At 65.3% G+C, this 19,931-nt stretch carries 16 protein-coding genes; 9 read left to right on the top strand and 7 right to left on the bottom strand.

The annotated features are described in order from the left end of the window. Positions 1 to 26: 26 nt before the first annotated feature. The gene (locus tag AC5RWA_RS12100; RefSeq protein ID WP_494057807.1) at positions 27 to 518 is read left to right on the top strand and encodes a hypothetical protein; all 492 of its coding nucleotides are present in this window, start codon (positions 27 to 29) and stop codon (positions 516 to 518) included. Positions 519 to 663: 145 nt separating this feature from the next. Then, the gene (locus AC5RWA_RS12095) at positions 664 to 1,260 is read left to right on the top strand and encodes a dihydrofolate reductase family protein (RefSeq protein ID WP_494057806.1); all 597 of its coding nucleotides are present in this window, start codon (positions 664 to 666) and stop codon (positions 1,258 to 1,260) included. A gap of 7 nt (positions 1,261 to 1,267) precedes the next feature. On the opposite strand, the gene AC5RWA_RS12090 is transcribed toward AC5RWA_RS12095, so the two are convergent. The 6 genes from AC5RWA_RS12090 to AC5RWA_RS12065 all read right to left on the bottom strand — a co-directional run bounded on the left by AC5RWA_RS12090 (position 1,268) and on the right by AC5RWA_RS12065 (position 8,949). Continuing rightward, positions 1,268 to 3,367, bottom strand: a complete 2,100-nt coding sequence (locus AC5RWA_RS12090) for a bifunctional polysaccharide deacetylase/glycosyltransferase family 2 protein (RefSeq protein WP_494057805.1) — start codon at positions 3,365 to 3,367, stop codon at positions 1,268 to 1,270. A gap of 62 nt (positions 3,368 to 3,429) precedes the next feature. Beyond that, positions 3,430 to 3,924 carry a hypothetical protein gene (locus tag AC5RWA_RS12085; protein WP_494057804.1) on the bottom strand — a complete coding sequence of 165 codons (495 nt, stop codon included), beginning with the start codon at positions 3,922 to 3,924 and terminating at the stop codon, positions 3,430 to 3,432. 143 nt (positions 3,925 to 4,067) lie between these two features. Beyond that, a complete protein-coding gene (locus tag AC5RWA_RS12080; protein ID WP_494057803.1) occupies positions 4,068 to 5,522 on the bottom strand; it encodes an ABC transporter ATP-binding protein in 1,455 nt (484 codons plus the stop codon). Continuing rightward, entirely contained in the window at positions 5,519 to 6,376 is an 858-nt protein-coding gene (locus AC5RWA_RS12075; RefSeq protein ID WP_494057802.1) for an ABC transporter permease, read from the bottom strand. Before AC5RWA_RS12075 ends, AC5RWA_RS12080 begins: the two co-directional genes overlap by 4 nt. Further along, on the bottom strand, positions 6,373 to 7,386 hold the full coding sequence (locus AC5RWA_RS12070; RefSeq protein ID WP_494057801.1) for an ABC transporter permease: 1,014 nt from the start codon (positions 7,384 to 7,386) through the stop codon (positions 6,373 to 6,375). Before AC5RWA_RS12070 ends, AC5RWA_RS12075 begins: the two co-directional genes overlap by 4 nt. Positions 7,387 to 7,398: 12 nt before the next feature. Further along, positions 7,399 to 8,949 carry an ABC transporter substrate-binding protein gene (locus tag AC5RWA_RS12065; RefSeq protein ID WP_494057800.1) on the bottom strand — a complete coding sequence of 517 codons (1,551 nt, stop codon included), beginning with the start codon at positions 8,947 to 8,949 and terminating at the stop codon, positions 7,399 to 7,401. A 944-nt stretch (positions 8,950 to 9,893) separates the two neighbouring features. Here AC5RWA_RS12065 and AC5RWA_RS12060 point away from each other — a divergent pair. After that, positions 9,894 to 10,226, top strand: a complete 333-nt coding sequence (locus AC5RWA_RS12060; RefSeq protein WP_494057799.1) for a hypothetical protein — start codon at positions 9,894 to 9,896, stop codon at positions 10,224 to 10,226. Between the two features lie 352 nt (positions 10,227 to 10,578). Here the strand turns inward: AC5RWA_RS12060 and AC5RWA_RS12055 are convergent, their stop codons facing one another. After that, positions 10,579 to 13,107 (bottom strand): hypothetical protein, encoded by a 2,529-nt coding sequence (locus AC5RWA_RS12055; RefSeq protein WP_494057798.1) that lies wholly within the window; start codon positions 13,105 to 13,107, stop codon positions 10,579 to 10,581. 337 nt (positions 13,108 to 13,444) lie between these two features. Between AC5RWA_RS12055 and AC5RWA_RS12050 the strand changes: the two genes are divergently transcribed. The 6 genes from AC5RWA_RS12050 to AC5RWA_RS12025 all read left to right on the top strand — a co-directional run bounded on the left by AC5RWA_RS12050 (position 13,445) and on the right by AC5RWA_RS12025 (position 19,927). Then, positions 13,445 to 13,825 (top strand): RidA family protein, encoded by a 381-nt coding sequence (locus AC5RWA_RS12050; RefSeq protein ID WP_115523340.1) that lies wholly within the window; start codon positions 13,445 to 13,447, stop codon positions 13,823 to 13,825. Positions 13,826 to 13,910: 85 nt separating this feature from the next. Next, complete coding sequence (locus AC5RWA_RS12045) at positions 13,911 to 14,954, top strand: LacI family DNA-binding transcriptional regulator (RefSeq protein ID WP_258868378.1); 1,044 nt, start codon at positions 13,911 to 13,913, stop codon at positions 14,952 to 14,954. A gap of 128 nt (positions 14,955 to 15,082) precedes the next feature. After that, positions 15,083 to 16,543 carry an extracellular solute-binding protein gene (locus tag AC5RWA_RS12040; protein ID WP_494057797.1) on the top strand — a complete coding sequence of 487 codons (1,461 nt, stop codon included), beginning with the start codon at positions 15,083 to 15,085 and terminating at the stop codon, positions 16,541 to 16,543. Continuing rightward, on the top strand, positions 16,540 to 17,469 hold the full coding sequence (locus tag AC5RWA_RS12035; RefSeq protein WP_115523338.1) for a carbohydrate ABC transporter permease: 930 nt from the start codon (positions 16,540 to 16,542) through the stop codon (positions 17,467 to 17,469). The genes AC5RWA_RS12040 and AC5RWA_RS12035 overlap by 4 nt, the downstream gene beginning before the upstream one ends. 8 nt (positions 17,470 to 17,477) lie before the next feature. Further along, positions 17,478 to 18,389, top strand: a complete 912-nt coding sequence (locus AC5RWA_RS12030; protein WP_115523337.1) for a carbohydrate ABC transporter permease — start codon at positions 17,478 to 17,480, stop codon at positions 18,387 to 18,389. Positions 18,390 to 18,412: 23 nt separating this feature from the next. Then, positions 18,413 to 19,927: a glycoside hydrolase family 32 protein gene (locus tag AC5RWA_RS12025; protein ID WP_494057796.1), complete on the top strand. Its 1,515-nt coding sequence runs from the start codon at positions 18,413 to 18,415 to the stop codon at positions 19,925 to 19,927. Positions 19,928 to 19,931 lie beyond the last annotated feature (4 nt).

Raw genomic sequence — 19,931 nt, 5'->3', positions numbered from 1 at the left:
ACGTATACAAGAAAGGGGTCCTGACCATGCCTGACATCCAGGTTCCCCCGGGAAGGCAGTCCCGGGTCCGGACGGGAGCGGCCCTGATGACACTGGCCGGTCTGGCCTTCGTGGGGTACGCCGTGGTCTTTTTTGTGCTTAATTTCACAGGCGCTTTCCTTGAGCTGGGCATAGGACCAGACGAAGTGGACAAGGGAAAAACGGAGATTGAGGCGTTCAGCCCCCAGCTGTACCACTACATCAGCCATCTGCACATCACGATCAGCGGCTTCATCGCGGCCGCCGGGCTCGCCGTCGCGGGTCTGTCCTGGTACGGCGTACGGCGTGGAGAACGGTGGGCCTTCGCCACAGCCGTTATCGTCCCGTTTGTCGGACTCGCGGTGGCCCTCCCCGCCCACTACCCCTGGGGACTGGCAACGCTTGGCCACCTCGGACCGGTTTACGTGGCCGCGCTCATTTTCCTGGCCGGGGCGGTTGTGGCGTACAGCGGACTGCGAACCGCCTCGGTGCCACGCTGACATCAGGTCTACTTTGCCCATTGCTGTGGCAGCCGCGGCGGCCGGACCCCCGCACAACCCCACGCGCCTTCCAGCCGCCGGTGGGTCCCGCTAGCATTGGCGGTGCCCGGCGTTCCTAATGTCCCTTGCATTCGAGAAGGCAGCCATGAACAGCGTGACGTGTGACCTCACCGTTTCCCTTGACGGATTCGTCGCCGGTCCGAATCAAAGCCTGGCCGAGCCATTGGGCGAGGGCGGCGAGGACCTGCACCGCTGGATGTTTGAAGAACCGGAGGCGAATGCGGCGGCGATTGAGGGCATCCTCCAGGCAGGTGCCTTCATCATGGGCCGGAACATGTTCGCCGGCCCCGGCCCGGGGCCCTGGCCGGAAGACTGGCGCGGCTGGTGGGGAGAGGAACCGCCCTACCACGCACCGGTGTTTGTCCTCACGCATCACCCGCGCCCTCCCCTGGAGATGCAGGGCGGCACGACATTCAACTTCGTGGCCGATGGGATCGAGGCAGCACTGGCCCGGGCGCGGGAGGCTGCGGCCGGGAAGGACGTCGCGATTGCCGGGGGCGCCAGAACCGTGCAGCAATTTCTATCGGCGGGACTGATCGACGAACTGCGGCTCCACACCTCACCGCTCATCCTCGGAGGGGGCGAGCGTCTGATGGACGGCATCCGGAATGTCAGGCTTGAACCGACGGAGGTCAGCGGCACCAGCTTGGTGACGCATGTCCGCTACCGGCTGGTCCAGTAGGCGGCCCCTACTCTTGGGATTGTCCGGTAGGGACGCGCAGGCTGCCGTACCTCTCCATCCGGTGCCACCGCAGGTGCACGCCGGCCACGGCGGTGACAACGGCCTGAATGACGACGAGATACATGAGCTGCCTGTGAACGAACTGCTGAAGCGGAAGGGTCCACAGCGGGCGGAGGCGCTCATTGTCGAGCCGGAAGGCGTAGGCGGCCATGAGGAATTGGACGGCCAGGAAGACGAACCAGAGCGCCACGATCCGGAGTGGATCGAGGAAGATCAGACCGTAGACAGCGAAGATATCGACGACCGGCGCGAACAGCGGAAGCAGCACCTGGAGGACGAGCAGGTAGCCGAGGCCGCGCCGCCCCAGCTTGCCGGCTGCCCCTCCCTGCACCACCGCGCCGCGGTGCTTCCACATTGCCTGCAGCGTTCCATAGCACCAGCGGTACCGCTGTTTCCAAAGCGCCGAGAGGCTCGCCGGCGCTTCGGTCCAGGCCCTTGCGTCGTCCTTGTACACAACGCGCCAGCCGTCCCGGCACAGTGACATGGTCAGGTCCGTGTCTTCCGCGAGTGTGTCATCGCTGACTCCACCGACGCGGAGGAGGGCATCGCGGCGGAAGGCCCCGATGGCCCCGGGGACAGTGGGCATGCATTCCGCGACGTCGAACAGCCTGCGGTCAAGGTTGAAGCCCACGACATACTCGATGTGCTGCCAGGCGCCGAGGATGCCACCGCGGTTGGCGACCTTGGTGTTGCCCGAGATGGCACCCACCCGCGGGTCGGCGAAGGGCTGGATGAGGGCATGGACTGTGTCCGGTTCGAAGACGGTGTCGCCGTCCACCATCACCACAAGGTTGTGGGTGGCGGCCTGCAGCCCGGTGTTAAGCGCGGACGGTTTGCCTCCGTTCTCCTTCCGGATCACCGTGACGCCGGGCAGTCCGAGCGCGTCCACGATGTCGGCGGTCCCGTCGGTGGATCCGTCATCGACGACGATGATCTCAACCGGGTGGGTGGAGGCCACGATGGACCGGACCGCGGCTTCGATGCCGGCCGACTCGTTGTACGCCGGCACGATCACTGTGACCGGGCCGGTAACCTCCGGCCGGACCAGCACGTCCACCCGGCGGCGGCCGCGGCCGGCCGCTGAGATGCGGCGTGCGGCACGGCTGTGCCGCGCGGCGAAGAAGACCACGAGGACGGCACGGATGAACGTCACGGCTCCGGCTGCAACCAGCGCCCACGAGATGGCCGTGACAACGAAGCCGCTGAGGCGGATGCCCCACGCCAGGGCCGTCCCGCTGGCCTGTTCCGTGGCGGTTGCCGGCCGCATGGTGTCGACGCCGATCGCATCACCGACGGTGGTGACCCGGAAACCTTTGTCCGCGAAGTTTGCAAGGGCGGAGTCCAGGGCGGCAACCGTCTGCTCCCGGTCTCCTCCGCCGTCGTGCATCAGGACCACCTGCCCCTGCGGCCCGGAAGGAGCCAGATTGCGTTCAATTTCCCCGACGCCCGGCAGCCGCCAGTCCCCGCTGTCCAGGCTGCTCAACACGGTGAGGTACCCCTCGTCCGCCGATGCCTGCATTGCGGACCAGGTACCGCCGGCCACGGCACCGTTTCCGGAGCTGTACGGGGGACGCAGCAGGGACGCCGCGTGGCCAGTGATGCCCATGATCGCGTCCTGGGCACCCTGGACTTCAAGCTGGCGGCGCCACTCGTCGGCGGTGCCAAGGTCGGCATGGGTGAGGGTATGGACGCCGATCTCGTGGCCTTCGGCCATGATGCGCCGCACAAGATCTGGGTGCTCGATCGCGGCCGAACCGACGACGAAGAACGTCGCGTGTACCTGGTGCTTGCGAAGGACATCGAGGATTTGTGGCGTCCAGACGGGATCCGGGCCGTCGTCGAAGGTCAGGGCGACCGTTCGGTCCGGTGGCGTCACAGTGCGGACAGCTCCGTTCCGGGCGTCGATCACGGGACCGCCCTGCGATACGGCCTTCGGGACGCTGCCGGACGGTCCATTCACCGGCGCGGAGTCGTAGCCGACTGCGGCGAGATGGTGCATGTATCCCTGCACCACGAGGGCAATACCGAGGGCAAACAGGACCGCCATGAGGACGAACCAATGAGCCCTTACGTTGACAGGAACAGCGCCCTTGCTCCGGCGGCGCACGCTCACGGGCGCGGCGGGGCGGATGGCCGGGTTGCCTGGCCCGGGGCCGACCCGCTCATGCCGGGCGCCGCCGGCTCCGCAGCAGGCGCTGGAGCTTCAACACGCGGCACAGCCTGAACCGGCGGGCTGTTGACCGGCGGTGCCACGGGCGCGGCCGGGGGTGCAGCCACCGCGGCCTGGGGGGCGGGCAGGGCTGCCGGCCCGGCCGCCGGGGCTTCCACGGCCGGGAGGCCAGCCGCACTGGAAGCGGGCGCCGACGGCACCGGCTGCGGAGCAGGGGCCTCGGCGGCGGCCGGAAGGGGCAGGTAGGGAGCGGAAACATTGGATCCGCTGATGAACGCCACTAAAAGGAGCAGGACGTACGCCGCCACAAGCCCCAGGGCCCCGAGGCCGATCAGCTTGACCCGCCTCAGCCGGCGACCGGACGCGTCGACGAATACGGGTCCACGCGGCGACGCGGCATGGGGCTGACTGGACGTTTCGTCAAGGGCTATCATCGGGGATCACCTTAGAGGATCCCCAAAGCGAACCCCAAACACCGTTACTGGCATACGCAGGAATCGAGGATCCGGGTGGCCGCTCCCGCGTGCTCGCCCTGGTTGACGCCTGACCCTCAGCCCTCCGCCACCCGCATTAAGAACTAGCCTCCTGCGAACTGAACGTCGGGTACCGGCACCGGCAACGGCGAAGCCGCCCCCAACCGAACCCTCCGGTCGGTCACCGCGGCGGCAAGGCCGTCGTCGTGCGTTACCAGAACCAGCGCGCAGTCCAGCCGGTCCACCTGTTCCATAAGGCACCGCATGGTTTCTTCCTGCGTGATGAGGTCCAGGCGGGATGTCGGCTCATCGGCGAAGACCAGGGCGGGCTCAAGGAGCATCGACCGGATGATGGCGATCCGTTGCAGTTCCCCGCCGGAAATCTGCCCCGGCCTGCGGTGGAGAAGTTCGGGGGCAAGCCGCAGCGAGCCCATGAGCTCCTCAATGCGGGAGCGGTCCAGGGCGTGGCGGCGGACCACGTCCCCCAGCGCGTCCTTCAGCTGCACACGCGGGGGAAATGCCAGGGCCGGGTCCTGGTACAGCTTTTGGAGCCGGCCCTGTTTGAGGACGTCCGCATGCTGCACGGTCCCTGTGTCGGGCGGAAGGAGGCGCAGCAGTACATTCCCAAGGGTGGTCTTCCCGCTTCCGCTCGGACCGCTTAACGCAATCCGCTCCCCTGCCCTGACCTCCAGCGAGAGATCGCTGAACAGTTGCTGGCTGCCGAAGGACTTGCTGAGGCCCTCTCCCGAGACCAGAACGGTGCCTGTCCGCTCCGCCATATCCAACGGGCTCCTCATCCACGGGTGCCTCCAGTGGGAGGGTTCGGCAGCCAGTAGCCGCCGGGTGTACGGATGTTCCGGCTGTGCCAGGACCTGCCCGGCGGGCCCATGCTCCACAACATGGGCATCCTTCATCACCAGGACCTTCCCGCCGAGCCCGCGGGCCAGGTCGAGGTCATGGGTGATGGTCAGCAGGACGCCGCCGCCGTCGAGGTGGCTCCGGAGCAGTTCCGCCAGTTCCGTCCTGGCGCGCTGGTCCAAGCCCTTGGAAGGCTCGTCCGCGATGAGAACAGGAGCGCCGCCGATGGTCGCCGCCGCGAATGCCACCCGCTGCGCCATGCCGCCGGACAGCGTGTGTGGAAAAGCCCGTGAAGCCTTACCCAGACCCAGCGAGGACAGGAGGGTATCCGCAGCCCGCCGCGCGCCGCGTTTGTCCGTACTGAAGGTAAGGGCTCCTTCAGCCACCTGCTCGCCGGCCCGCATGGTGGGGTCCAGGGCCAGCACGGGTTCCTGGGGCAGAAGGGACATGATCCGGCCCCACAGGCCGCGCCGGTTCGACTGGTCGCCGACGTCGTAGGAGCGGCCTTCCACGGTCAGGGTGCCGCGGGCTGTGAGGTTTGGCGGGAGCGTCCCCATGATGGCGTGGGCAAGCAGGGATTTACCCGAGCCGCTCTCACCAACGATCGTCACGGGTTGCCCCCGCTCGAAGTCCAGCTGGTCGGCCTCGACCAGGACTTTGCCGCCGTGGGTTACGACGAGGTTGTTCAGGCGCAGGCTCATGCTCGGGACTCCTTGCTCCGCAGGCCCAGGAGCCCGATCAGGATGGTGGTGAGAACCAGGACCGGCGCCAGCGCCATCCAGGGTGCCTCGTGGTAATACGGGAAGGCTTCGGTGATCATCAGTCCCAGCTCGGGTGTGGGCGGCCGGACGCCGATCCCCACGAAGCCGAGCGTGGACAGCGCAAGGATGGAGGAGCCGACGCCGAAGGTCGCCATGGTGGTCAGCAGTGGCCGCAGTTCGGGGAAGAGGTGCCGGCGCATGATGTGTGCGGGTCCGAGCCGGAGCAGGCCTGCTGCTTCCACCGCCGGGCCGGCCAGGACAAGGCCGCTGCGGGCGCGGACCATGCGGAAATACTCCACCCACTGCGCCAAGGCGAGTCCCAGGCAGAGGGTCCAGAGGTCACCGTTGGCGATGGCTGAGACGACGAGAACCACCAGCAGGGCAGGCAGCGCGATGAAGACTTCGGACAGGCCGTGGAGTACAGAATCGGCCCAGCCACCCCGCCATGCTGCCGCTATGCCGGCCAGGGTGCCGAAGAGCAGGGCGGCGCTGACGCACAGCACCGCCATCACGAGGGAGAGCTGGGTGGCGTGGGCCAGCCGCGCGATGACGCTGCGGCCCAGGTGGTCACGGCCCAGCGGCTCTGCGGCGCTTGGTGCCTCCAGGAACCTGGACAGGTCCTGGAGCGCGTGGTCCGGCCAGGCCAGGGGCCCGGCTATGGCGAAAACGGCCAGGGCGGCCAGCAGGGCTGCGGAAACGAGTTGTGTTTTTGTCCGGTCAGCCAGCCACTGCGGCCGGTTGGCGTATTGGGCTGGCGCCGGGGAAAGTTCGTGCATGTCGACGGCGTTGGTCACAGTACTGCCTCCTTGTGGCGGGGCCGGGGATCAACAGCTGCTGTGGCGAGGTCAACGAGCGTATTCATGGCGACCACCATGAGCGCCAGCGCCAGTGCCGCGGCCTGGATCATGGGGATGTCCCGCCAAAAGATTGCATGGACCAAGGCGTGTCCCAGGCCGGGCCAAGCGAAAAGGCTTTCCACCACCACAACGCCTTCGATGAGAACCAGGACCTGCACGCCGACGTAGGCGATCAGGGTCACGCCGGTGTTCCTGCAGATGTGCCGAAGGAACACGAGCCAGCCGCCCAGCCCCTTGGTGGCAGCGAAGCGGACATAGTCTGATTGGCGGATCTGCGCCATCGCATCCCGGGTTACCCGGGCGAACAGCCCGGAGAGGCCGACGGCGAGTGTCGCCGCCGGGAGAACGATGTTGTTCGCTTCTCCATGGCCGGCGGCCGGCAGCACGCCCAGGTGGACGGAAAACAGCAGGATCAGGAGCAGCCCGAGCAGGAAGGGCGGCAAGGCCCGCGCGGCGGACACCCAGACTGTGGTGAGCCGGTCAAGGAGGCCGCCCGGCCGGGCCGCCGCCAGAGCTCCCACGGTAGTCCCGACGATCAAGGCAAGAACCAGCGCGGCAGCCGCCAGCTGCAGGCTGCTCGCGAGGTGAAGGCCAAGTTCCCCGGCCACGCTTGCCCCCGTGACCAGCGAATTGCCCAGGTCGAAGGACACCAAGCCGGCCAGCCAGTCCATGAGCTGGAGCCAGACCGGCTGGTCAAGCCCCAGTTCAGCACGGACGCTGTCGGCGGACGCAGCGGTGACCTGGTCATAGCCGTAGCGGCCGGCGGCAATCCGAAAAGCGATATCCCCTGGGAGGTTTTGGACAATGGCGAAGCAGGCGGTGGAGACGACGAGGACTACCCCGGCCGCCTGGAGGGCGCGGCGGCCCAGGACCCTTGCCGTGGTGGCCACGGCGGGAGGAACAGCGAACCTGGATAAGGTGCGGGGCTCTGCGGTGGATAAGGTCATGATGTCCGCCTCCTACTTTTTCCAGGCCAGGTCGCTCAGGCGCCATGAACGTTCCAGCGGGTCCAGCGTTACGCCGTCGACGCGGGGGCTGACCACCGCGCTCTGCCGGTACCAGGCCACCGGGATGACGGGCAACTGGGCCTGCAGGATGTCCGTGACTTTTCCGCGGGACTCCGCTGCCTTCCCGGCGTCGTTGCCGCTGGCCAGGTCGTGCAAAGCCGAGGTGAGGGCGGGGTCGTTCCAGCCCATGGAACCGTAGTCTCCGCCTTCTGGGGCGAAATCGTCGGTCAGGGTTACCAGTGCGTCGGGTACCAGTGCGTAGTTTCGGGAGTACAGGGCCAGCTCGAGGGATCCGTCCTTATGCCCGGCGGGGATTTCGCTGGAGTTGCCCACCTTCACGTCCACGGCGATTCCCAGTTCCTTCAGCTTGGCCTGGATGGCCGTGGCGAGGATGGGAAGTTCCGGGCGGTCGGGGAAGGTCCGCAGGGTGACGGTGAATTTCCTGCCGTCGCGTTCCAGGATGCCGTCGTTGCCGGGGGCCCAGCCGGCGTCGGCCAGCAGTTTCCGGGCGGCGGCGGTATCGTGCTCCAGGGGCGTGGCCGATGCCTGGTGCCAGTCCGGCAGGGATGGCGGGAAGAGCTGGTTGGCCGCCATCTCCGGATCACGCAATAATGCCGTTGCCATCGATTCGCGGTCCAGGGCCAGGCTGAGGGCGCGGCGCACCTGGACGTCGCCGAGGATTTCGTGGCCGGAGTTGGCCTTCAGCAGGATGCTCCTGGGCAGGGTCACGGCGGCAATGTCCAGCTTGCCTGCCTGCCTGATCTTCTGGAGGCTGGTGGGGTCCATGCCGAAGGTAACGTCCGCCTGGCCGCTTGCGGCCATCAAGGCCCGGCTTTCGGCCCTTCCGACGGCCTGATAAGTAACCTCGGAGATGTCCGGCTTCTCGCCATGCCACTGCTCGAAGGCCGCAAGTTCAACCTTGGCCGGCGGCTCGATGTGCGACACCTGGTATGGCCCAGAGCCCACCACTTTGGTGACTGCCTGATCAGGACCGTAGGAACTGGGGGCGAGGATTTGGGTGCTCGTGTGGGCCAGCACCGCCGGCAAGGGTGCAAACGGCTCCGCCAGTTCCACGCGGACAGCATTGCCCTCTGCAGAGATCGCCTTGAGGGGAACCGTTGCCAGCGGGGTGCCGGCCTTGCCCTGTGCCGTGGTCAGCGCGGCCGCTGCCACCTCGGCAGTGACAGCCGTGCCGTCATGGAAGAGGGCATCCGGACGGAGCGCGAACGTCCAGGACAGTCCGTCTGCGGAGGCGTTCCAGCTTTCGGCCAGTCCGGGCTGGAGGTTGCCCTGGACGTCCGCGTCCACCAGGGTTTCTGCCACCTGCAGCCGGGTGAAGAAGCCGCCGGCCGTGGAGGGGTCAAGGCTGTGGAACTCAAACTGCCCCACCACCCTCAGCGGCTGCGTAAGTGCCGGGGCGTCGTTGCCGCCCGCGGCGCACCCCGCGATCATCAACAGTGCGACGGCGGACGCGCCAGCCACCCTCATCTTTTGCCAACCCATTTGTTCTTTCCTTCTGATCGCCAAGCGTTAGTAGTCCGACGCAACACCCTAGATGCAAATTATTATCATTAGCAATTTGCTTGCGGGCTTCACTGGTCATGCTTGTGGTTGTTTTGGGCGGCAGGGTTGCCCACCATTGAAGGGTGGAAATGAAGGACAGGCTGCGCCGGCTCGCATTTGCCCTGTGCCTGCTGATCCCGGTCAGCGGAACGGCGGGATGCGCCTATGAATACTCGGAGCCTGTGCACACACCGGTACCCGCCTACGAACAGGGGCGTATGCCAACAGCCGGCCCAACGTCGACGGCCCCGAAACCTTACAACGATCGGCGGATTCTCGAACTGGAGGCCAGGAACTACGCTCAGCTGGACCGGCTCCTGGGGGAATTGCCGGAGCCAGTCCTCCTTTCCGAGGTTGGGCCAATGGACGGACCGGTCAGGGGGTTCGGCAAAACTGCGAGGGTACCGGCGGCCGGGCGGTACACCGTCACCGCAGCCTGTGTTGGTGCCTCCGGAGCGGAAATATCCGTCGGACAGGAGCACCCCGGCGCGCCTTTCCGGCCGTTAGTGCTCGCATTGGACTGTGCCGGGAGCACGTCGCACGTCCTTGAACTTCAGCAGGGGTACGTTTTCGCGCATCTGACCCTGCCCAGCCCGGGCGATACGCCGTGGACGGGAGCGGTTGGCGGCGTTCGCGTGAGCCGCATGGATTGATCCCCGGCACTTACCGGTCGTTCTTCGCTGGGTGAAGACTATGTGAGCAACAGGGGCCGGTGGTTCACCGGTACCTGGGATTGCATCGTGCCGGGGGCGCGCCGCCTCCGCGCGCCCTCCGGCCCATTGGACAACCTTGAACAAGCCCTTTCACCACCCTCACCGCAGTAATCGCGCTTCTCCACTGTTCCTTCGCTTCGCCGTTATTGGCCCCACGGGCATCCCTCAACCATGAGAAGCAAAGCCGAGAGGCAGTTGCGCAAGGCTGCGAGGCAGAGGCGCATGGAGGAGTACGTCAAGGAGCATGTGCCGAAGTACCGGTACGGGACTGGCGGGTGGAACAAGGAGTACGTGGTCTACGCCTACACGCAGGAAGAATGGGGCCTCGGAGGTCACAGTGCCACAGAATCCTCCAACATGGCCAACAGCGTTATCGGCCAGAGTTTGGTCGCCCTGATCATGACGGTCCCTGCCATCCTGGCCCCATTCGGAATTCCCTTCGGGATCCTCACGGTCATCATGTCCTTCCCCGATCTGGGTGACATGGGCATGGGCGTGTCCTGACCCTGTTCTTCGCATTCCTCACCCTCATATGTACCGGCGGCTGGTTGGCCAGCACCGCAGTACTCCGCAAGGAATGGCGGGCCCGCAAGCTCCGTAAACCCAAGGGGCTGCCAAAGCCCATGTACGAGGTCACCGATGACAAGGCCCGTCGGTGGTTTGAGAAGAATCCAGGGATCCTTGACATCACCAGGGAGAACTTCCCGTACAGCACCTACCCTTTCCCGGGAGAGCCGGGATTCGTTGCACCGAAAGAGGGCTGACAGCGCTCCACCCCGGCCACCATCGCCGCCGGCTACGTCACAGGCAGCGCGGACCGAGCGGCTGACAGCCCGACACCCTCTATGGGCCCTGCCTATGGATCCTTGGTGGAGGTCGCCGTCGGAGTCGGGCTGCTCGGGTCAGGAGTCGGGATTGCCGTCGGAGCAGGGCTGCTCCGGTCAGGAGTAGGAATTGCCGTTGGAGCAGGGCTGGTTTCCGTTGAGGGAGCTTGAGTGCCGGAAGTTGGAGTGGGGCCAGCTGCTTCCGGGGCCACCGTGGCCGCTGGTGCCGGCACCCCATATTCAATCTTCGTGGTGCCGTCCCTGGTCACCGTGATCCGCCCGCCCTGGTAGTCCTGGACGGTGCTCCCATCGGCAGTGACATAGTTGTCGGTGGTCGGGTAGCCGAGCTTTCCATGTTCGAACCCGGTAGCGGCCCACGCTTCGCGGGTCTTTCCGACGGAGACACGAACGCCGACGACGGGGTTGGAGATCAACGCGCCCCACTGGAAGTTCTGGTACGAGCCGCCTTCCTTCAAACCGTTGACCCTGCCCGAGGTGGGGAAGCCGAGGATGCCCCCTCCGTCGACGTCGTTGTACTTCTTCGTGTAGTCGGCAAGCAGGGCATGCCCTGCTGTGGAGGGAGACCAGAATATGATGCCGCCCTGGTAGGTCTGGTACACGCCGCTGTTCATGTCGAGTGCGTTTGACGTCGGGTAGCCCAATGCACCGTTTTCATACCCGTGCTGGGCCCAGACGTCCCGGAGGGGTCCAAAGGAGATGTGGGCGCCCGATGCCGGGGACCACATGATGACGCCCTTTTCAAAGCCTTGCCAGGTGCCGCCATTCTTACCAGGGTTGGCCCCGGTGGTTGCAGTGCCAAGCCACGTGTTGGCCTTGAACTCGTCAGCGGTGGCTCCCGAAACCGGGAAAACGCCCCACCGGCCAGCCGTTATCACGCCGCCCTGGTAGTCCTGGGCCACCCCGCCCGGGACCAGATATTCGTCAGTTGTGAGGTAGCCCATCCTGCCGTGCTCGAAGCCAAGCGAAGCCCAGATGGTGCGGATAGCTCCTATGGAAAGGTGAGCACCATGGGCAGGCGTATGAAGGATGGATCCGCCCTGATAGTTCTGGAACGAGCCGCCTTCCTTCAGGCCAGTGGCAACGTCAGTGGTCGGATAGCCCATACGGCCGTTCTCGAAGCCGGTGGAAGCCCACTTGTCACGGATGACCCCTGTGCTGATGGCGGCGCCTGACGCGGGAGAGAACATGATCGCCCCGCCCTCGAAACCCTGCCACGATCCGCCGTCCTTGATTCCATGCACTTCGTCAGCAGTCGGATAGCCCAGAGGGCCGTTCTCGGCTCCCTGTGCCCGCCACTTGCCGTTAATCCCATGGGTGATCGCGTGCGTTCCCGTTGCCGCCGAGGAAAAGATTCCGCCGTGCTGGTACGCCTGGTAGGAGCCGCCGTTCCTCAGGCCGGTGATGACGTCGCTGACTGGGTAGCCAAGGACCCCGTTCTCAAACCCGGTGTCGGCCCACTTGTCGCGGATCGGGCCAAACGAGGACAGCCGCGCGCCGGATGCGGGCGAGTACATGATGACGCCGCCCTGGTACACCTGATACACGCCGCCGCCCTTGAGCCCGCCCACTTCATCAGTGATCGGGTATCCGAGGGGACCATTCTCGAAGCCGGTGGAAGCCCACTTGTCGCGGGTTGCTCCCCAGGAGAACCGTGCGCCGGTTCCAGGTGACCAGATGATCGCACCGCCCTGGAAATTCTGGAAGGCACCCCCGTCTTTCAGTCCGCCTGTTTCGCTGGACGTGGGACTTCCGAGCCTGCCCGCCGGTCCACCCGACTGAGCGTATTTCTCCGTGACGGCGCCGAACGGATCGCTGGAGTGGGGTGTGAAGACGTCGTCCACGGCACCCATAATGATGCGGTCTCCGGGGCGGTTGCTGCGAAGGAAACGGTTCACGACCTCAAGGCTGGTGGAGATGCAGCCGGCGGAGGTGGTGCGGCCGGCGTGCAGGAAGATCGCGTAGGAGGCGCCCTGGGTTACCGGCATGTCAGGCTGGCGGTTGTAGTTGATGACCGCGGCCTGCTCGTAGTAGCCCTGGTTCATGTAGGTGTAGAGGTTCTCGTCTGAAGGACCGCCGCGGCCTTCAAAATACTGGTTGTAGGTGGGCCCGTATTCGCCGCCCCAGCGGGAGTTCGAATTGACGGTGTGATAGGCGAGCGCGGTTCCCGGGTTGGAACGGCCGAGGGCCTCGGTCGCACTGTAGGACCCGGAGGGAGACTTGTAGGTGTCTTCCCAGGTCAGGCCGGGAGGGGCGAAGCCCTTCAGTCCGGCATAGCCCCAGTCCTGCCATTCCTGGATGTATTGGTTGCCGGAGCGTACGCATCCGGTGATGGTGACCCTGTTCGAGTCGCGGCTGTCTGCGGTTGCAAACGTCACCCGGTTGGCGCCGAAGCTTGAGTATTTGACCTGACCGGCGGACAGGCGCTGGCACGGGTTGTAGACCTGAGACGCGGCTTGTGCGCTGCTGACACCGGCAAAGGCACTTCCCATGACGGCGATCACCGCCAGGGCAAGTGAAAAGGGCCTGGTTTTCTCGGGCATGGTTCTGCTTTCCTTGGGGCGGTGAAGGATGGTGCCATGGATGCGGAGCCGGACATGGCACTGCCCACCCCCGCTTCAGTAAACACTCACGGCCCTCTGTAGCGGTGGAACCGCGCCGGGACCACCCGGTATTTCCGCAGGTCAAACCCCCGGCGGCCTTCACCCAGCGAGTTTGCGACAGTAGTTAACGCCCACCGCCACGAGATCCTGCGCCACCGCCCGCAACCCGCATACCTGGATGACCCGGCGGGTATCGAGGCGGCCCAGGGGTTGCGGTATCCAGCGATGACTGCCATTCTGCTGCCAGCATCCACCGGGCTCCAGGAAAGGATCGGTCATGCCGAGGGAGATCGTCAGGGCGGACAAGGCGCCTGGTTCACAGTTTTTCAGCCAGGGCGTCAAAGCGGGACCATTCGTTTTTGTCTCCGGGACGGTTGGCACCGATCCGGTCAGCGGCCAGCTTGCGGGCAACAGCATCCAGGACCAGACGCGCCAGGCTCTTGCAAACTGCGAGGCCATCCTTGAAGCAGCGGGGGCAGGGCTGGGAGACGTCGTTGAGGTCGGCGTGCTGCTCAGTGCTCCCTCGGACTTCGCGGGATTGAATGAGGAGTATGCGAGGTGGTTCCCGCACGACCCTCCGACACGCTACGTCGCCAAGCTCGGCGTCGACCTTCCGGGAATACTCGTTTCGATCCGGATGACTGCCTTCACCGGCTGAGAACCCCCGGCTGAGTCCCATGGCCACCTCGCCGCCCGGACCTCACACGAGTTAGGTATGCTGAACTCAAAGCGAGGAGATCGGCATGGTGAAACGAAAAGCTACCGCACTGGATGTGGCACGACGGGCAGGCGTGTCCCGCAGTGCAGTATCACTGGTGCTCAACGGCAGGGCAAACGGCAACGTCACCGCAGAACGCCAGGAGCGCGTCCTCCGCGCCGCGGCGGAGCTTGATTACACGCCCAACTCCGTTGCCCTCAGCCTGCGCAACCAGCAGACATCGACGATCGGCATCATTACGGATGACATCGTCACCAGCCCCTTCGCCGGCCGGCTGATCAGCGGCGCCTCACGCACGGCCCTGGCCCGCGGGTACATGGTCCTGGTGGTCGATTCAGAACACGACACGTCCCGCGAGAGCGCCGCGGCACAGCAACTCGTGCACCGGCAGGTAGACGGGATCATGTACGCCACCGGCAGCCTGCGCGAAATTACCGCCCCGCCGGCAATGCTCACCTTGCCCGCGATTTTGGCCAATTGCACCGATGCCGGCTCCCGGCTCCAGTCGGTCATACCGGCAGAGGTCGACGGCGGGCGCGCCGCGGCACAGCTGCTGATCGACCTGGGCCACCGCCGCATCACCCTGTTGACCGGAACCCTCAGCTCACCTGCCGCCCCGCAACGCGAACAGGGATACCGCGAGGCCATGGAAGAGGCAGGGCTGGGCAGTGAACAGCAGCACGTCCATGCGACCGGATGGGACATCGATGAAGGATACCGGGCCGCTTCCGCTGTGCTGGGCGGAAGAGACCGGCCGACGGCAATCATTTGTTCCAACGACAGGGTTGCCACCGGTGTTTTGCTGTATGCAGCCAGCGCGGGACTGCGCGTACCCCAGGATCTCTCCGTGGTGGGCTACGACGACCAGCAGAACCTTGCCGCCAACCTTGTTCCCGCCCTGACCACCGTGGCACTTCCGCACGCCGAAATCGGAGCATCGGCCATGTCCATACTGCTGGATGCGGTGGAAGGACAAACCCCGGCAGCGGGGAACCCGGAAGCAGGAACCCTCTACATGCCCTGCCGGATCATCCCGCGGGCTTCAACCGCAGCGGTTCCGGCCCGCTGACCAGGGGACCTTCAGCCGCTGCGGTTTCTAAACCTCACAGCAGGCCCGAACGAACAATCGAGCCATCTACTTGACACGTGTTAGGTGGCGTATCTACTCTGCTTAACACGTGTTAGGAGGAGCCGACAATGACGTCTGAAAAGACACCGGGGCAACCAGCCCCCTCGCATGCCCCGCAGTCCGGCAGCGGAATATCACAACTCACGCGACGTTCCATGCTCGGCCTTACGGGACTTGCTGTAGCGGGAGCCACCGTGGGAGCCTGGCCTCGACTGACAGGCACAGACATTCCGGGCCGCGGCAGCAAGGCCCTGAGCATCGCCATCCTTGGAACGGCAGCCGATGCGGCCGCCCGGCAGGGTCTGATTCACGCCTTCACCGCCGCCCACCCTGATATTCCGGTCCAGGTACAGGCCATCCAGGGCGCCGACTGGAAGGACTTCTTTTCCAAAATCCTCACCATGGTGGCCGCCGGAACACCGCCGGACGTCGTCTACGTGGCCACCGAGGGCGCCCAACTGTTCGCCGACAAGCTCGCCGAGCCGCTGGATGACTATGTCCGCCGGGACGCCGCCGACATGAGCGACTACTTCGATGACGTTCATCCGAGCCTGCTGGAAGCCTTCATGTACCAAGGCAGCCTGTACCAGCTTCCGCTGGACTGGAACGCGGCGAACATGTATCTGAATACCACCACCTTCGCCCAGGCAGGGCTTGACCGGCCCAAGGACGACTGGACGCAGGACGACTTCAGCGCCACCCTCCGCGCCCTTCGGAAGGCCCGCCCGGCCGACTTCACCCCGTATTACTGGACCAACCGGCTTTTCGGCGGGGTTGTGCCCTGGCTGTACGCCAACGACACCAGCTTTCTCACCGAAACCAAGGCTTCCGGCGGGGATTGGATGTGGGACCGTTTTTACCCGAACGACCCCGCCCGCGCCACGCGTGGCGGCGGCTATCAATGGCTGGCCCCCAACGCGGAAGACGGGCGGGTTATCGAGACCTTCGACTACCTGCGCGAACTGGTTGCCGAAGGACTTGGCGTCCGTCCTGAATCAGGCGGCGGCAACACCCTGGTCGGCTTGTTCGGCAACAACCGCATCGGCACCACGCCGGCCGGCGGCTACTGGGCGCAGGGCCTGCACGACGCCGGAATGACCGCCGACCAGTTCGATGTGCAGTTCTTCCCCCGCTGGCGGACGCAGCGGCACCAGTTCGGCGCAGCCGGCTACGCCATCATGCGCACGGCGAAGGACAAGGACGCAGCCTGGGAATGGGTGAAGTTCTGCTCCAGCCGGGAAGCGATGCAGTTGGCCATTCCCAAGCCGAACACCACTCCGACCCGCCGGTCAATGGTCAACGAGTCCTTTTACGCGGCCACCGGGCCCCGGCATTGGAAAGTGTTCTACGACACCCTCGACCGGTTCCCCACCTCCGGCCCCATCCCCGCGCCGCCCCAGCAGGCCGCCGTCGAAACTGCCCTGATGAAAAATGTTTCCACCGCTGTCAGCGGCAGCTCCGCTGATGTACGGACCGCGATGGGCACCCTGCAGCGTGATCTCGAACTGGCTCTGAGGAGGAACCCATGACCACCACTTCCACCGCCCCGCGCCAGACCGCAAAACCGCCGGCCGCGCGCCGCTCGTTCGTCGAGCGATGGCTGGCCATGATTTTCCTGGCCCCCACGCTGCTGGGGATGGCCCTGTTCACCTTCCTGCCGATCATCGGCTCGCTGGTCCTGGCCTTCTTCCGCTGGGACATCATTTCGGCACCACAGTTTGTCGGTTTCGCCAACTTCGCCTCACTGGCAGAGGACCCCACCGTCCGCGTGTCCTTCCTGAACACCATCATGTTCGTCATCGTCGCGGTGATCCTCCAACTGGGCATCGCCCTTGGCCTGGCTTCCATGCTGCAGGGCAGGATGCCGTCCTGGCTGAGGGTGTTCCTCCGTTCCACCTTCTTCTTTCCCCTGGTCCTCTCCGCCGCGTCGGTGTCCATCTTCATGCGGTACATGTTCAACGAACAGTTCGGCGTGGTGAACTGGCTCCTGTCCCTGATCGGCGTTCCCGCAGTGCCATGGCTGACCAGTCCCGTGGCATCGGCAGCCGTGGTGGTTCTGGTCTATGTGTGGCAGAACTTCGGGTTCTCCTTTCTGCTCTTCCTCGGCGCCCTGACGAACATTCCCAAGGAACTGCACGAGGCAGCGAACCTGGACGGCGCCACAGGCTGGAAACAGTTCAGCAATGTCACCCTTCCGCTGATCAGTCCCACGGTGCTCGTCGCCTCCGTCATGGCCATCATCAGTGCCCTGCAGGTCTTCGACCAGCCCTACGTCCTGACCAACGGTGGCCCCGGGGATTCCACCCGGACTGCTGTCATGGTGATCTTTGAATCCGCATTCCAGCAACTGGAGTTCGGCGAAGCCTCGGCCATCGGCCTGGTCCTCACCGTGCTGATCCTTGCCGTCACCGCCCTGCAGTTCCGCCTCAGCCGCCGCTTCGTCTTCTACCAGTGAGGTCCCTCATGTCCAGCCAGACCCTGCATACCGGGACCGACAAGGATTCCGGTTCCACTACCGGCACGCCGGCCACCCACAGGCGCTCCCGTAAGCGCGGCCTGCCCGCTGCCGGAGCCGTGGGCCGGTACACCGCTTTGGCCGTGGCGGCCGCGCTGACCCTCGGCCCGGTCCTGTGGACCCTGTCCACGTCGCTGCGGGCGCCGTCGGAATCATTCAACCTGCCCCCGTCCTTCCTGCCCATCAATCCTGACTTCACCGCCTACCAGGAGGTGTTCAGGCAGATCAACGTTGGCCTCCTGGTCCTGAACAGCGCCCTGGTGACCGGGCTGATCGCGCTTGGCCAGATGGCTTCGGCCACCCTTGCGGGCTACGCGTTCGCCCGCCTGGACTTCCGCGGCAAGAAGGCCATCTTTTCGTTGGTGCTGGCCACCATGATGGTCCCGGTGCAGGTCACCATCGTCCCGGTGTTCATGCTCATCCGTGGGATGGGCCTGTCCGATACGCTGCTGGCCCTGATCCTGCCGGCCATTCCCACCGCCTTCGGCACCTTCCTGATGCGCCAATACTTCCTGGGCCTGCCCAATGATTTCGCGGAAGCGGCCGCCCTTGATGGTGCCGGGCCGTGGCGGATCTTCCGTTCCGTTTACGCTCCGTTGGCGGTCCCGGGCATGGCCATCGTCGGGATCCTTGCCTTCAACTTCCACTGGAACGAGTTCTTCCGGCCACTGATCCTCACCATCAGCGAGCAGAACTTCACGCTTCCCCTCGGCCTGGTCACGCTCCAAGGCAACCTCGGCACCGGGAGCATATCGGTGGTCCTCGCCGGCGTGATCCTGTCCATGCTGCCCGCACTGGTCGTCTTTATCTTCGGCCAACGCACCCTGCGCGAAGGCCTCACGGCCGGCGCGAGCAAATAGCACACACTTTCGAAAGGAACCCCATGGATACACTCACCCCGATCAGCACGGCCACCACAGACTCCTACCGCCCGGCCCTGCACTACACCGCCAAAGACACCTGGCTCAATGACCCCAACGGCCTGATTTTTCACGACGGCGTCTATCACCTCTACTACCAGAACAACCCGCTGGGAAACGTGTGGGGCAACATGTCCTGGGGCCACGCCACCTCTACCGACCTGCTGGCCTGGACCGAACACCCCGTAGCCATCGCCTGCGACGAGAACGAAGACATCTTTTCCGGCAGCATCGTCTATGACCGTCAGAACACCAGCGGATTCGGCAACGGGTCCGTTGCCCCTCTCGTGGCGATCTACACCAGCGCCTACAAACCGGGCTCCGTGCATGAGGGAGTCCAGGCCCAGTCCCTGGCCTACAGCCTGGACGGGGGCTACACCTGGACAAAACACACAGGCAACCCCGTCCTGAACCGCGGGTCCGCCGAGTTCCGTGATCCCAAAGTCATCCGGTACGACGGCGACGCAGGCAGCTACTGGGTGATGGTCGCCGTCGAAGCCAAAGACTTCCAGGTGGTCCTCTACAAATCCGACGACCTGAAGAACTGGGAACTGCTGAGCACTTTCGGTCCCGCAAACGCCACCGGCGGCGTCTGGGAATGCCCGGACCTCTTCCCCCTCCCCGTGGACGGTGACCCGGCCAACCTCAAGTGGGTCCTTACCGTCAACCTCAACCCCGGCGGGCCCAACAACGGCTCAGCCGGCCAATACTTCATCGGAGACTTCGACGGAACCACCTTCACCTCCGCCAGCACCATCACCGAAGGCCTCCAGGATGCTGACCGGCTTGGCGAATACCGGTGGCTGGACTGGGGCCGGGACTACTATGCTGCCGTCTCCTTCAGCGACGCCCCGGACAACCGCCGCCTCATGATCGCCTGGATGAACAACTGGGACTACGCCAACCACATCCCCACCACACCCTGGCGCAGCCCGATGAGCCTCGCCCGCGAAATCTCACTCCAGACCAGTGACGGAAAACTGTGCCTGGTCCAGCAGCCCGCGGGTGACCTGGCTGCCCTGGCCCAGCCGGAGTCTTTCCGCCTTTCCGAAACCACCATCCACGACGGCGTGCAGGTTCTGGCCGGCGCGGCCGGCACCGTCCAGCGCATTGACGCCAGCTTCACGCCGGGAAGTGCAGAGGAATTCGGGCTCATCCTGCGCGGGGACGGCACGAAGGGAACCCGTGTGGGCATTCGGCCCGGCCAAGCCCAATTGTTCGTGGACCGGCGGGAATCCGGAAAGACAGACTTCCACGCATCCTTCCTCTCCATCGACACCGCTCCTGTCCTACCGAAGCACGGGTCCTACGAGCTCACTATCTACGTTGACCACTGCTCCGTTGAAGTCTTTGCCCAAGGCGGCCAGGTCACCATGACCGAACTGATCTTCCCGGCCGAGACCAGCACCGACCTCGCCGTTTACGCCGTCGGCGGCGGGGCCACCATCAACAGCCTTCAGGTCACGCAGCTCGCGTAGGGCG

The organism is Arthrobacter sp. 210 2, from assembly GCF_059093025.1.
Note: the sequence above shows the minus strand (reverse complement) of the source record. Positions and strands in the feature narration are given on the sequence as shown.

Coding starts and splice junctions, on each gene's coding strand:
- AC5RWA_RS12060 (WP_494057799.1), top strand. CDS start 9,894: ATGAGAAGCAAAGCCGAGAGGCAGTTGCGCAAGGCTGCGAGGCAGAGG.
- AC5RWA_RS12065 (WP_494057800.1), bottom strand. CDS start 8,949: ATGGGTTGGCAAAAGATGAGGGTGGCTGGCGCGTCCGCCGTCGCACTG.
- AC5RWA_RS12085 (WP_494057804.1), bottom strand. CDS start 3,924: ATGATAGCCCTTGACGAAACGTCCAGTCAGCCCCATGCCGCGTCGCCG.
- AC5RWA_RS12050 (WP_115523340.1), top strand. CDS start 13,445: ATGCCGAGGGAGATCGTCAGGGCGGACAAGGCGCCTGGTTCACAGTTT.
- AC5RWA_RS12040 (WP_494057797.1), top strand. CDS start 15,083: ATGACGTCTGAAAAGACACCGGGGCAACCAGCCCCCTCGCATGCCCCG.
- AC5RWA_RS12055 (WP_494057798.1), bottom strand. CDS start 13,107: ATGCCCGAGAAAACCAGGCCCTTTTCACTTGCCCTGGCGGTGATCGCC.
- AC5RWA_RS12080 (WP_494057803.1), bottom strand. CDS start 5,522: ATGAGCCTGCGCCTGAACAACCTCGTCGTAACCCACGGCGGCAAAGTC.
- AC5RWA_RS12035 (WP_115523338.1), top strand. CDS start 16,540: ATGACCACCACTTCCACCGCCCCGCGCCAGACCGCAAAACCGCCGGCC.
- AC5RWA_RS12100 (WP_494057807.1), top strand. CDS start 27: ATGCCTGACATCCAGGTTCCCCCGGGAAGGCAGTCCCGGGTCCGGACG.
- AC5RWA_RS12095 (WP_494057806.1), top strand. CDS start 664: ATGAACAGCGTGACGTGTGACCTCACCGTTTCCCTTGACGGATTCGTC.
- AC5RWA_RS12030 (WP_115523337.1), top strand. CDS start 17,478: ATGTCCAGCCAGACCCTGCATACCGGGACCGACAAGGATTCCGGTTCC.
- AC5RWA_RS12045 (WP_258868378.1), top strand. CDS start 13,911: ATGGTGAAACGAAAAGCTACCGCACTGGATGTGGCACGACGGGCAGGC.
- AC5RWA_RS12090 (WP_494057805.1), bottom strand. CDS start 3,367: ATGGCGGTCCTGTTTGCCCTCGGTATTGCCCTCGTGGTGCAGGGATAC.
- AC5RWA_RS12025 (WP_494057796.1), top strand. CDS start 18,413: ATGGATACACTCACCCCGATCAGCACGGCCACCACAGACTCCTACCGC.
- AC5RWA_RS12070 (WP_494057801.1), bottom strand. CDS start 7,386: ATGACCTTATCCACCGCAGAGCCCCGCACCTTATCCAGGTTCGCTGTT.